Consider the following 12,983-nt stretch of genomic DNA (forward strand, 5'->3'; position numbering starts at 1 on the left):
AGAAAAATGAGTCAGTTACGTCCGGCAATTTTACTGTTGTTGCTGCTTACGCTTGTTACCGGCGTGGTTTATCCTTTGCTCACCACCGGTCTGGCGCAGTGGCTGTTTCCGTCCCAGTCCAGCGGCTCGCTGCTGGAGGAGGATGGCGTGGCGCGCGGGTCGGCGCTGATTGGCCAGAACTTTACCCAGCCCAACTATTTCTGGGGCCGCCCTTCAGCCAGTGGTGATAAACCTTATAATCCGCTGGCTTCAGGGGGCAGCAATCTGGCCGCCAGCAACCCGGCGCTGGACAAAGCGGTAGCCGATCGCGTCGCTGCGCTGCGGGCCGCGAATCCGAAGGCACCGGCCGCCGTGCCGGTTGAACTGGTCACCGCGTCAGCCAGCGGACTGGACCCGGATATTTCGCCACAGGCCGCTCTTTGGCAGGCTCCGCGTATCGCCGCCAGTCGCCAGTTGCCGTTGCCGCAGGTCGAGGCGCTGATAGATAAGATGACGCATCGTCCGCTGCTGCCATTCCTTGGCACACCGACCCTCAACGTGTTGCAGCTGAATATGGCGCTCAACGAACTGTAATGGTGTTAAGAGCCTGGCCCATCAGGCTATTTTATTTGTCAGTCTGAACCTGGGCAGTGCTCACACAGGCTGCTTTAGCAACCTGAACGCCCGTCAGGGCGGCCCTGAAGGGGCGAGCGCAGCGAGTCATCCTCACGTACTACATGTACTACGGATTGTTCCGCGCTGTCCGTGTCCAGACTGTCTGCAACAATTACGCCTACTGGCATAGGCTCTAAGGAAGCGATGAACCACGAACCCCAGCGTCCCGATCCCGACGCGCTGTTGCAGGCTAACCGCGAGACTCATCGCGGGCAGCTGAAAATTTACTTTGGTGCCTGTGCTGGCGTGGGTAAAACCTACGCCATGCTGCAGGAGGCACAGCGGCTGCGCGCGCAGGGTCTGGATGTCTTAATCGGCGTGGTAGAAACCCATGACCGGCCGGAAACCGCGCAGCTGCTGACAGGGTTAACTCTGCTGCCGCGTCGCGCAACCGGCCGCTCGCGTCATGCGGAGTTTGATCTTGATGCCGCGCTGGCCCGCCATCCGGCGGTGATTCTGATGGATGAGCTGGCGCACACCAACGTGCAGGGCTCGCGCCATCCCAAGCGCTGGCAGGATATTGAGGAGCTGCTGGAAGCGGGCATCGATGTACTGACCACCGTCAACGTGCAGCATCTTGAGAGCCTCAACGATGTGGTGGGCGGCGTCACCGGCATTCAGGTGCGCGAAACCGTACCCGATCCCTTTTTCGACAGCGCCGACGAAGTGGTGCTGGTCGATCTGCCGCCCGACGATCTGCGGCAGCGGCTGAAAGAGGGCAAAGTCTATATTGGCGACCGCGCGGAACGCGCCATCGAAAACTTTTTCCGCAAAGGTAACCTGTTCGCCCTGCGTGAGCTGGCCCTGCGTCGCACCGCCGATCGGGTGGATGATCAGATGCGCGCCTGGCGCGATCAGCAGGGACGGGAACGCGTCTGGCACACCCGCGACGCCATTCTGCTCTGCATTGGCGACGACAGCGGCAGTGAAAAGCTGGTGCGCACCGCCGCCCGTCTGGCGGCGCGGCTTGGCAGTGAATGGCACGCGGTCTATGTCGAAACACCCCGGCTGCACCGGCTGCCGGAAGCGCGGCGACGGGCGATTCTGCGCACGTTACAGCTGGCACAGGAGCTGGGCGCGGAAACCGCGACCCTCTCTGAGCCCGATGAAGCCGAAGCGGTACTGGGTTACGCCCGCGCACACAATCTGGGTAAAATCGTCACCGGTCGTCGCCCGCTGCGTCGCTGGCGGCGTGACAGTTTTGCCGAACGGCTCGGCCAGCTGGGGCCGGATCTCGACCTGCTGGTGGTGGCGCTGGATGAGCCGCTGAAGGATGCGCCGCATCCGCTGCCGGATGGCCGCGTCACCAGCGAAAAATGGCGTATTCAGCTGCGCGGCGTAATGATGGCGCTGGTGCTCTGTATCCTTGTGACCGCCGCCGGACAGTCGGTACTGATCGGTTTCGATCCCGCCAACTGCGTAATGATCTATCTGCTGGCGGTGGTGATCGTGGCGCTGCGCTATGGTCGCTGGCCGTCGGTGATCGCCACGGTAATGAATATCGTCGCCTTTGACCTTTTCTTTGTTGCCCCCACCGGCACGGTGGCGGTCTCCGATCTGCAATATCTGGTGACCTTTGGCGTGATGCTGGCGGTGGGCGTAATCGTCGGTAATCTTACGGCAGGCGTGCGTTATCAGGCGCGGGTGGCGCGCTATCGCGAGCAGCGGGCGCGCCAGCTCTATGAGATGGCGAAATCGCTGGGCAGTGCGTTAACGCCGCAGGATATTGCCGCCACCAGCCAGCGGGTGCTGGATGCCACGTTACAGGCGCGCTGCCTGCTGCTGCTGCCGGATGAGCAGGGCGAACTGCAACCGGTGGGCGATGCGTTACCGGCCAGCGAGCCGGATCGCGCGATTGCTAAATGGAGTTACAGCAAAGGCCAGCCTGCGGGTGCCGGCACCGATACCTTACCGGCGGTGCCTTATCAGATCCTGCCGCTGAAAAGCGGCGCGCACTGCCGGGGTTTGCTGGTGGTGGAGCCGCAGAACCTGCGTCAGCTGATGATCCCCGAGCAGCAGCGGCTGGTGGAAACCTTTACGGTGCTGATAGCTAACGCACTGGAGCGGATGGCGCTGTCGCACAGCGAGGCGGCGTCCCGGCTCTCGGCGGAGCGTGAACAGCTGCGCAATGCGCTGCTGTCGGCGCTGTCTCACGACCTGCGCACCCCACTGACCGTGCTGTTTGGTCAGGCGGAAATGCTGATGCTCGACCTGGCCAGCGACAACTCAAAATATGTGCCGCAGGCCAGTCAGATCCGCGAGCAGACGCTGAGCACCATCCGGCTGGTAAGTAACATGCTGGATATGGCGCGCATTCAGTCGGGCGGCCTCAATCTGCGTGAGGAGTGGCTGGCGCTGGAAGAGGTGGTCGGCGGGGCGCTGAGCAGCATGGCACCGTCGCTGAAAGGGCATGAGGTCCGGCTCGATCTGCCAGACGACATCGTGCTGATCAAAGGCGACAGCACGCTGCTGGAGCGGGTCTTCACCAACCTGATTGAGAACAGCCTGAAGTATGCCGGTAACAGCGCACCACGCGGCATTCGCGCCTGGCGTGCGGCATCACGGCTGGAGATTTCGGTCTGGGATAGCGGACCGGGCATTGCCGAAGACGATTTAAGCCGGATATTCGATAAATTCTGGCGGGGCGACAAAGAGTCGGCGGTGCCGGGCGTCGGGCTGGGTCTGGCAATCTGTAAAACCATTATCGAGAGCCACGGCGGCCAGATCTGGGCAGAGAACAGGGCCGAAGGCGGCGCGGCATTTCGTCTCTCGCTGCCGCTGCCGCCGGTCCCTGAAATTTCTGACGAAGGGCTGAAATAACTTCACAGTTGATCGGTTATACTCCCGGACCTGTTTGATTATTCGTGGGATTGTATGGAACGTTTTACCGAAAACCTGATGTATGCATCGCGCTGGTTGCTGGCCCCGGTTTACATTGGACTTTCGCTGGGATTGCTGGCGCTGACCATTAAATTTTTCCAGGAAATTTTCCACCTGCTGCCCAACATTTTCAGCATTGCGGAAAACGATCTGATCCTGCTGCTGCTGTCGCTGGTGGATATGACGCTGGTTGGCGGCCTGCTGGTGATGGTGATGCTGTCGGGTTATGAGAACTTCATCTCTAAGCTCGATATCGACGAAGATAAAGAGAAGCTGAGCTGGCTGGGCAAGATGGACTCCGGCTCGCTGAAAAACAAAGTCGCCGCCTCCATTGTCGCCATCTCCTCGATTCACCTGCTGCGGGTGTTTATGGAAGCGCGCAACGTCGAAAACGACAAGCTGATGTGGTACGTGATTATCCACCTGACCTTTGTGCTCTCCGCCTTTGTGATGGGGTGGCTGGATCAGATGTCGCGCAGCGATAAAAAACCGAAGTAACCTCTCTGGCGGCCCGCTGAGGCGGGCGCCTGCTTTACCCTTTCCGCTCTGTTCCCCCTGAACGACCCGCTGGCTGCGAGGCCGGACGCGTGCCCGCCAGCTGCGGCATCACCTCTTTGATCATGGCAAAAAAGTGTTGCAGCCTGGCCGGGTAGTAACTCGCCCAGGGATAGGTCAGCCACACCGGCAGCGGCGGTGCCTGCCATGCGGGCATCAGCTGAACCAGGCCGCCATCCGCCAGATCTTCCTGCACCGCCCATGACGAGACGATCGCGGCTCCCATCCCCGCCAGTGCCGCTTTGCGCACCGCATATAAACTGTCGCTGCTCAGCCGGGGTGTAATCGCCAGGTTCACCGGCTGGCCGTCGTCAATCTTCTGCAACGCCACTTCGTTACGGTAAAAACTGGTCAGTGCCAGCCACGGCAGATCGCGCAGCTGTTCAACCCGCTCTATCGGCGGCTGCTGCGCCAGCAGGTGCGGGGCCGCCACCACAATACGCGGGACTTCTGCCAGCAGTATCGCCACCACCGAAGGATCGGTTGGCGCGCCGACCTGAATGGCGCAGTCCACATTCTCCGCCATAAAGTCGGGCGTGCGGTCATTCAGCATCCACTCAATATTGAGCCGGGGGTAACGGTGCAGATAGTCCACCAGCGGGGCGATCAGCTGATCCTGACCAAAGGCGTGCGGGGCACGAACCCGCAGCGTACCGACCGGGTCATCGCTGGCCCCGGTCAGCTCATCTTCCAGCGCATGCCAGGTCGCCAGCAGCTGCCGCGCCTGGGCATAGCAGCGCTCGCCATCATCGGTAAGCTTCAGCGCATGGGTGGTGCGCAGGATAAGCTTGAGGCCCAGCCGCTGCTCCAGGGTCTGCAATCGCCGACTGACGGTGGGTTGTGTCGTGCCGAGCTGCACGGCGGCGGCGGATAAGCTGCCGCTCTCGACAATACGGATAAACGTCTGCATCAGATCGATGCGATCGCTGCTGTTAGGGTTGTTCATACGCACCACGCATAACGGTTTTGCCTGATGTCAGTCTACCGCGTATAACCGCGATGCGCTTTAATGGCTGTACGAAATGATGAGGATCACAGCATGTCAGCCATACAGACCCAGACCCAAAATGAATCGCTCTCCACGCCGCTGGTGTTTACCCTGGCCGCCGGTGCCGGACTCAGCGTCGCGTCGATTTACTACAGCCAGCCGATGCTGGATATCATCAGCAAGCAGTTTAACGCTGGTATTGGCGCGGTCGGCATGGTGCCGATGCTGACCCAGGCGGGCTATGCGCTGGGCATCCTGCTGCTGGCTCCGCTGGGCGATCGCCATGACCGGCGCACCATTATCTTTATCAAAGGCTTAATGCTGGTGGCGGCGCTGCTGCTGTGTGGTTTTTCCGGTGGACTCAGCGCACTGCTGATTGCCAGCTTCGTTACCGGCCTGACCGCCACGGTGGCGCAGGATATTGTGCCCGCGTCGGCGGCGCTGGCACCGGAACGCAGCCGGGGTAAAACGGTCGGCACGGTGATGACCGGGCTGCTGGTGGGGATCCTGCTGTCGCGGGTGGTCAGCGGGGTAGTGGCAGAGTATTTCGGCTGGCGCACCATGTATATGATCGCCGCGCTGGCGGTGTTGCTGATTACGCTCACGCTGTGGCGGGTGCTGCCGCGTTTTGCGCCAGGCACCTCGGTGAGCTATCCGCGCCTGTTGCTGTCGCTGGTGCACCTGTGGCGTCACCATCAGACGCTGCGTCGTGCCGCGCTGGCTCAGGGTCTGCTGTCAGTGGGCTTTAGCGCCTTCTGGTCGACGCTGGCGTTAATGCTCAGCGACCGCTTTCATCTGGACAGTGCCGTGGCCGGGGCGTTTGGTTTAGCTGGTGCGGCGGGTGCTATGGCGGCACCGCTGGCGGGCAGTTTTGCTGACCGCATCGGTCCGGCAAGGGTCACGCAGGCTGGCGCCGCGCTGGTAACGATCTCCTTTGCGCTGATGTTTCTGCTGCCGCTGCTGCCGCTGCCGGCCCAGCTGGCGCTGATTGTCCTCTGCACCATCGGCTTCGATTTAGGGGTGCAGGCCACGCTGGTGGCGCATCAGACGCTGGTCTATGGCCTGGCGCCGGAAGCGCGCAGTCGCCTGAATGCGCTGCTGTTTACCGTGGTGTTTATCGGTATGGCTACCGGTGCAGCGCTGGGAAGTCTGGCGCTGGCACACTGGGGCTGGAATGGCGTGGTTGCGCTCTCGACCTTAGCCGGTGCAGCCGCACTGGCGGTCCGCTTCGCCAGTCGTCACCTGAAAAACTGACACCTCGCCCGTCAAAAAATGTGCCAGGCTTATTCATAAACCCGAAATAATCTGGAGTGTTATGAACTTTTTAGCCTGGACAGCAGCCACGGGCGGCCTTCTGCTGCTCATGTCGCTGGCTTCCGGTTGGATTCACCGGGGGCCAGTCACCTCATTTGGTCTGTTCCTTATCGCAGGCATACTGTGCGGCCCGTGGGGATTTGATGTTATCCACATCGATATCGTCACCCATTCCGAAGCCGTGGCGCACATTACTGAAATCACCATGGCTGCCTCGTTGTTCATCACCGGCCTCAAGCTGCGTCAGCCGCTGCAGAACAACTGCTGGCACACCGGGCTGAAACTGGCTTTTCCCGCGATGCTGCTGACCGTGGCCGCAATGACCCTGCTGTCGCACTTCCTGGTAGGATTAGACTGGCCGATTGCACTGGCGTTTGGTGCGATTGTCGCGCCAACCGATCCGGTGCTGGCGAGTTTAATCTCGGTTAACGATGCGCAGGATGATGACTCGCTGCGCGTGGCGATCTCCAGCGAAGCGGGCATGAATGATGGTTCCGCGCTGCCGCTGTTGATGCTGGCGCTGCTGCTGTTTAATGGCGAAAGCCTGAACGTGGCGATGCTGGCGCACTGGGGTGCGGTAGAGGTGCTCTGGGCAATTGGCGGCGGTCTGATCATCGGTTTCGTTCTGGGGCAGTTGATTGGCCTGCTGGCGACCCGACTGCGCAATGCCAATGGCGACGTAGCGCCCAACGATTTTCTGGCGCTGGCGCTGATTGCGCTGAGTTATTCACTGGTGGAGTGGCTGGGTGCTTCCGGCTTCCTGGCTGCCTTCGCCGCCGGGCTGGGATTACGTCGTGCTGAGATGGGCGTGTTCCGTCGTCATCAGCCGGAGGATCTCTCTGAGGACGAGCGCGTATTGCCCTCTGAGGCGCTGGTGAATCCCAACAAACGCCTGGCGCATCAGGGCGACAACAATATGGTGAAGTCGATAGGGTTTGTGGTAGGCGACGCCCTCTCTTTTGGCGATACTATTGAACGTTTACTGGCGGCTGGCATGATGGTGGTGCTGGGCGTGACGCTGGCGCAACACTGGAACATCTACGGCGTGCTGATCGGTCTGGTGCTGTTTGCGGTGGTGCGGCCACTGGCCGTCTGGCTGGTGACGCTGCGCGCCGGACTGCCGCTGGGGCAGCGTCTGCTGATTGGCTGGCTGGGCATTCGCGGGATTGGCAGTCTGAACTACATCGCCTATGCCTGGACGCACGGTATGGAAGGCCCGCAGATGGAAATTATGACCAATATGGCGTTAACGCTGGTGGTCTGCAGCGTGGTGGTCCACGGCACCACCGTGTCACCGCTGCTGAACTGGCGTCAGAAACGCCTTGAAGCCCTTCAGCGTAAGGTTTAACCCGAACTAACAGGAGTTAAGAATGAAAGTAACTCAGATAGTGCTGCTGAGCATGCTCGCCACCGGCAGCGCGCTGGCGGCGGACACCGCTGACACTGAGCAGAATGTCTATGCCAGTCAGCTATGCCACCTTGTCAGCGGCGAGAAAAAGGTCGCCAGCGCGGATCAGTATGTCGAGCAGATGAAGACAACCGTGGCGCGCAGCCAGTCGCCGACGGCGATGAATCAGCCCGAGTTTGATGAAGAGTCCGCGCGTGAAGTGGCCAGTGCCTGGCTGCAGCTGGGTGATGATGAGCGTGCCAAACTGCGCGTCAACGAACAGCAGTGTGAGCAGGCCGTGATGGCGCAGTTCCAGCAGGAAGATTAACCGCATCGGATTAAATAAAAACGCGCCTGCCGGGCTAATACTGATCAGTTAAGATTAAATTTGTAAAGGCTGTCACGGTCAAACGTGGCAGCTTTTTTTTCCGGGCGAGCCAGCCGCAGTGCGGGCCAGCGCACCTCTGCTGCTGCCGGGCCGTCCTCGCGCCGCTCACGCGGTACCTTCGGCTTTGACGCCGTGCCGACGAACCGTTCGGGGATCGGCCCTCCCTGGCCGGCCCCGACCTGTCCACGCTTCCCGGCGTGGACTTCTGGCCCGCCGTCACGCCTCAGCGCTGCGGATAGCCCTTTCAGCAGCAGAGGCGCTCAGGCCTCCACTCTCGTGCCCTTTTTAACAATACACACTGAAGTTTCAGAGCAGGCTGGGGCCGGGCAGGGGCAGGTAATCCGCAGCGCTGAACAGAATGAGTCTGCCAGGAGAGCCCGCAGGACGCGGGCGAAAGGCGGGGCGGCACAGGATGTGCCATCCCCGGCGGTCCGTCAGGCAGAGGAATGAAGTGAAGGAACCGCGCAGCGGCGCGAGGACCGCCAGCCCCTGCCCGGCACCAGACTGCGTTATCACCTGTCGCTTAACTGACTGACATTACGCCTGCCGGGCGCGTTTTTTTATGGCTTTTCAGGGGCCATTGCGTACATAATCGCCAGCCATGGCACCCGACTTGCATCTGTTAATTCTATTGCAGCCTGCCGCAACGGTTTGCTCACTCTTCTGGTATCACATAACAGGCATTATGATTACGCGTCGACGCTTTATTCTCGGCACGGGGGCGCTCGGGCTCTCCATGACCACCGGCAAAATATTTGCCCGCGATGACATTATTCCCCTCTGGCCGGACGATCCGCCCGGCGGCGGCGGCCCATCGGGCCAGTTGCATATTAACAGCACCGGTTCCTGGTCAAATATCGTCAGCCCGGCGATTCAGCGCTTCAAACCGGAAAATCCGAATGGCGAAGCGGTATTAATTGCAGCGGGTGGCGGTTATCGCTGGATCGGCATGGGACGTGAAGCCTGGCCGGTCGCGCGCTGGCTCAATGCCAATGGCTACACCGCCTATGTGCTCAGCTACCGGCTGCCGCATGAGAAGTGGCAGGCGGGGCGGCTGGCACCGCTGCAGGATGCGCAGCGTGCCATCCGGCTGGTGCGATCCTTTGAGCGCAAGGTGCATGTGCTGGGCTTCTCTGCAGGTGGACATCTGCTGGGGCTGGCGGCGGCGCGACCGGACTTTGAGTCCTATCCGGCCATCGATCCGCTGGATGAAGTGGTGCCGAAAGTCGACAGCGTCGGCCTGATCTATCCGGTCATTACGCTGGAAGCGCCTTACCAGCACACCAATACCCATCTGATGATGGTTGGTAAAAATGCTACGCCGCAGGATGAGGCGAACTGGTCAGTGCAGAACTACGTGACCCGGCAATATCCGCCGACGTTTCTGGCGCAGGCCGAGGACGATCACACCTCAAATCCCTTTAACACCGAGCTGATGCGCGACACCTGTCGCCGCAACCGTGTGCCGGTTGAGCTGATTCAGATCAGCAAAGGCGGGCATGGCTTTGGTCTTGGCAAGGCGGGCACGCCAGCAGCGTTGTGGGATCAGGCTTATGTGCGCTGGCTGGATCGCGTGAGCTGAGTTGCACTGGCGCGGTGCGTTGCTGCACCGGTGTATCAGTTCTCCCCCTGCCTGGCGCGGGGTTACCAGATTGAAGGTGTTCCTTTGTCCCGGCCCCGGTTAATGCTGCGCTCTCTGTCATCTTAAATCCCTAAATCCAGACCCTCAATATTGATATCAGCGGACTGCACTGTCAGGTCAGGGTGTATTAATAACGCATTTTTATTTATCACGTTAACGATGGTGTACGGGGCTAGCGGGTACGCACGCTTATTTCTGACTCTGGATACAATGAGATGATAATCTCGTGCCGTTAGCACGGTACAAAATAGCTAAATAAGGATCCTTTAATAATTACCTTAATAAATATACGTATCTGATTGATTTTGACGAAAAGAGTATTCGAATCTGATATCCTTTACCTCTGTTTTCACGCCATTACTTTGGTTTTTCCATCGCTATATTGCCAGTTGATACAGATCAAAAGTTGCCCAGAAATATCATTTCCTATGGATTATAAAAAAACTAATGAAAGCGTTGCGGCGGGCGTGTTCGGATGACACAATAGTATGTCAATCCAAAGCGATTCTTCTTTTAAGCTTTATTTTGGCTGATTCTGCTACAGATGGTCGTGATAAAACCCGTAAGTTTTGAACTAAAATAAAAATCCCACTTTATTGTCTTCGTTAACATTAGATGATTTCATAACTGCTACGCATAAGATGAGGCAAATCAGATAGCAATCCATGCTGGTCGGTTTATCGGTGGTTTCTGATTTATCGAAGAAATATTTAAGGCTTTCTTGCCGGTGAGGATAAGCAACAACATCTTATCGCATTCTGTCGGATGAGTATTAAGGTCAGTCTGCTTCTCCGCCAGAATAGATTTATTTTATTATTACTTTTTCTTAACGATATGTCGAGGTGGATAGTTTTGATTTTAACACACAACAAAGGGCTATATGCGTGACGATCATCGAGGCATCGCTTTAACAGAACAGGAGCAATGGCAAGGCGTGGCCATGGCTCATTTAAAAGTAATGTATAAATAATGAAGTGATGTTTTTTAAATACCTGAATAAAAGTTATTATCTTGTTTTCATCATTGTTCTGGAGAACATCATGCTACCGGGTAATGAAGTAAATTTTATTGGCTATCTTATTGAAGGGGACGTGGTTTATTTACACAAGACAAAGCGACTAATTTGTCTGAATGGGTATGGTGAAGATATCATCCTGAGAAAAACCATGTCGCACGTATTAGAGTATCTTTTTGAAAATGCTACCGTCAATGTTGTCACGGATTCGGAACTTATGGAGAACGTTTGGGATAAACATGGACTGAGTTCTTCTACGCAGCGGGTCTGGCAGGTTATGTCTAATTTAAAGTCGAAGCTCTTTTTTCTGGGTTTAAGTGATGATGTGATCCTGAGAGTCTCAAAGAAAGGCTATCTCCTCAAAAGCGACAGTGTGGAGAGGCTATTTAGCAGTCGTGTCACTTCAGGCATTCATTAAACACAGAGATAAATTAACTAACGATAATCCTGTGGAAATGGACGCCGGGCCTGTAAATATAATCGGTAGTCATTAAATAATTTCATACATAAATGGGTTTAATTACTGTCGGTTCGGTTTTTCCGCTGTTAATCAACCAGGCTGTTGCTGGGTATTGAAAATATGAAGAGAAACGCAGGTTTTACATTTCGCGTCAGCGGGTGTATTGATTTTCCGTTAAGCGCAGTTGCAAAAAAACTGGCCTTAATGACCAGTTTTTAGCAATAGTATTCTGTTCGGGGAATTAACGCATCGTCACGAACTCTTCTGCTGCTGTCGGGTGGATCGCCACGGTGTTATCGAAGTCCTTTTTAGTGGCACCCATTTTCAGCGCCACAGCGAAGCCCTGCAACATCTCATCCATGCCAAATCCGATACCGTGAATGCCGACAATCTTCTCATCTGCACCCACACAAACCAGCTTCATGCGACACGGCTGACGATGCTGGGTGACCGCAGTGTACATGGCGGTAAACGACGATTTATAGACCTTCACCTGATCGTCACCATACTGTTCGCGCGCCTGCGGCTCGGTCAGTCCCACGGTGCCAATCGGCGGATGGCTGAAGACAACGGTTGGCACGTTGCTGTAATCCAGATGCTCGTCCGGTTTGTTGTTAAACAGACGCTCAGAGAGACGACGGCCTGCCGCGACCGCGACCGGCGTCAGCTCAACCGCACCGGTATTGTCGCCCACGGCGTAGATGCCTGACACACTGGTGTTCTGGAACTTATCGACTTTTATGTAGCCTTTGTCGTCCAGTGCGACGCCCGCGGCGTCAATATTGAGGTTATCGTTGGCTGGCTCACGGCCAATCGCCCAGACCAGACAATCGACGGTATATTCACTGCCGTTTTCCAGCTGCAGCGTGAGGCTACCATCGCCGTTTTTAATCACAGCTTTTGGAATAGATTCGGTGTGCAGCGCCGGGCCTTCGCTGTTCATCACTTCCACCAGCGTCTCGGTGATCAGCGGATCGAAGTCGCGCAGCGGGCTATGTTTACGCACAAACAGGTGGGTTTCCGAGCCCAGCGCATTCACCACGCCCGCCAGCTCGACCGCGATGTAGCCTGCGCCGATGACGGCTGTGCGTTTTGGCAGCGCATCCAGCTCAAAGAAGCCATCAGAATCAATACCGTACTCCGCACCCGGAATAGAAGGGTGGGCCGGACGACCACCGGTGGCGATCAGAATATGGTTAGCCGAGATAATCTCGCCGTTGACTTCAACGCTGTGCGCATCGACAAAGCGGGCAAAGCCTTTGATCACTTCAACGTTGTTTTTACCCAGCACGTTGTCATAGGAGTTGTGGATGCGATCGATATAGGCGCTGCGGTTTTTCACCAGCGTGGCCCAGTCGAAACGATTCACGGTGGTGTCAAAGCCATAATCCGGCCCGTAGAGATGGATCGCTTCGGCGATTTGCGCAGCATGCCACATGATTTTCTTCGGCACGCAGCCCACGTTCACGCAGGTGCCGCCCAGCTCTTTCGCTTCAATCAGGGCGCATTTCTGGCCATACATAGCTGCACGGTTAATCGAGGCGATGCCGCCGCTGCCGCCGCCAATGGCGAGATAGTCGAAATGTCGGGTCATTGAAGTATCCATCCGGTTGCTTAAAAAATTGGGGTTGAGTGTAACGCTGCGGGTCGAAATGACGCAAAGTTTGCGCCTATGATTGTAATAGGGTTCTGTTTTTTCA

At 57.4% G+C, this 12,983-nt stretch carries 10 protein-coding genes; 8 read left to right on the plus strand and 2 right to left on the minus strand.

Features of this window, described 5'->3' with window-relative positions; genetic code table 11:
* Positions 1-6 precede the first annotated feature (6 nt).
* From kdpC to AC0T7J_RS15615, 3 genes are all read left to right on the plus strand, one after another.
* A complete protein-coding gene (gene kdpC, locus AC0T7J_RS15605) occupies positions 7-573 on the plus strand; it encodes a potassium-transporting ATPase subunit KdpC (protein ID WP_473795270.1) in 567 nt (188 codons plus the stop codon).
* A 225-nt stretch (positions 574-798) separates the two neighbouring features.
* Positions 799-3,474 carry a two-component system sensor histidine kinase KdpD gene (kdpD, locus tag AC0T7J_RS15610; protein WP_010671497.1) on the plus strand — a complete coding sequence of 892 codons (2,676 nt, stop codon included), beginning with the start codon at positions 799-801 and terminating at the stop codon, positions 3,472-3,474.
* A gap of 54 nt (positions 3,475-3,528) precedes the next feature.
* Complete coding sequence (locus AC0T7J_RS15615; protein ID WP_010253431.1) at positions 3,529-4,032, plus strand: TIGR00645 family protein; 504 nt, start codon at positions 3,529-3,531, stop codon at positions 4,030-4,032.
* A 34-nt stretch (positions 4,033-4,066) separates the two neighbouring features.
* On the opposite strand, the gene AC0T7J_RS15620 is transcribed toward AC0T7J_RS15615, so the two are convergent.
* A complete protein-coding gene (locus AC0T7J_RS15620) occupies positions 4,067-5,035 on the minus strand; it encodes a LysR family transcriptional regulator (protein ID WP_473795271.1) in 969 nt (322 codons plus the stop codon).
* A 93-nt stretch (positions 5,036-5,128) separates the two neighbouring features.
* Here AC0T7J_RS15620 and AC0T7J_RS15625 point away from each other — a divergent pair, with 93 nt between their 5' ends.
* The 5 genes from AC0T7J_RS15625 to AC0T7J_RS15645 all read left to right on the plus strand — a co-directional run bounded on the left by AC0T7J_RS15625 (position 5,129) and on the right by AC0T7J_RS15645 (position 11,241).
* Entirely contained in the window at positions 5,129-6,331 is a 1,203-nt protein-coding gene (locus tag AC0T7J_RS15625) for an MFS transporter (RefSeq protein WP_473795272.1), read from the plus strand.
* A 61-nt stretch (positions 6,332-6,392) separates the two neighbouring features.
* Complete coding sequence (locus tag AC0T7J_RS15630; protein ID WP_473795273.1) at positions 6,393-7,739, plus strand: cation:proton antiporter; 1,347 nt, start codon at positions 6,393-6,395, stop codon at positions 7,737-7,739.
* Positions 7,740-7,761: 22 nt separating this feature from the next.
* Positions 7,762-8,106, plus strand: a complete 345-nt coding sequence (locus AC0T7J_RS15635) for a hypothetical protein (RefSeq protein ID WP_473795274.1) — start codon at positions 7,762-7,764, stop codon at positions 8,104-8,106.
* Between the two features lie 745 nt (positions 8,107-8,851).
* Positions 8,852-9,748, plus strand: a complete 897-nt coding sequence (locus tag AC0T7J_RS15640; RefSeq protein ID WP_022623984.1) for an alpha/beta hydrolase — start codon at positions 8,852-8,854, stop codon at positions 9,746-9,748.
* 1,100 nt (positions 9,749-10,848) lie between these two features.
* Positions 10,849-11,241, plus strand: a complete 393-nt coding sequence (locus AC0T7J_RS15645; protein ID WP_473795275.1) for a winged helix-turn-helix domain-containing protein — start codon at positions 10,849-10,851, stop codon at positions 11,239-11,241.
* Between the two features lie 283 nt (positions 11,242-11,524).
* Here AC0T7J_RS15645 and gorA read toward each other — a convergent pair whose 3' ends face one another.
* A complete protein-coding gene (gene gorA / locus AC0T7J_RS15650; protein WP_473795375.1) occupies positions 11,525-12,877 on the minus strand; it encodes a glutathione-disulfide reductase in 1,353 nt (450 codons plus the stop codon).
* Positions 12,878-12,983: the final 106 nt, after the last annotated feature.

The organism is Pantoea sp. E956-1 (genome assembly GCF_982223955.1).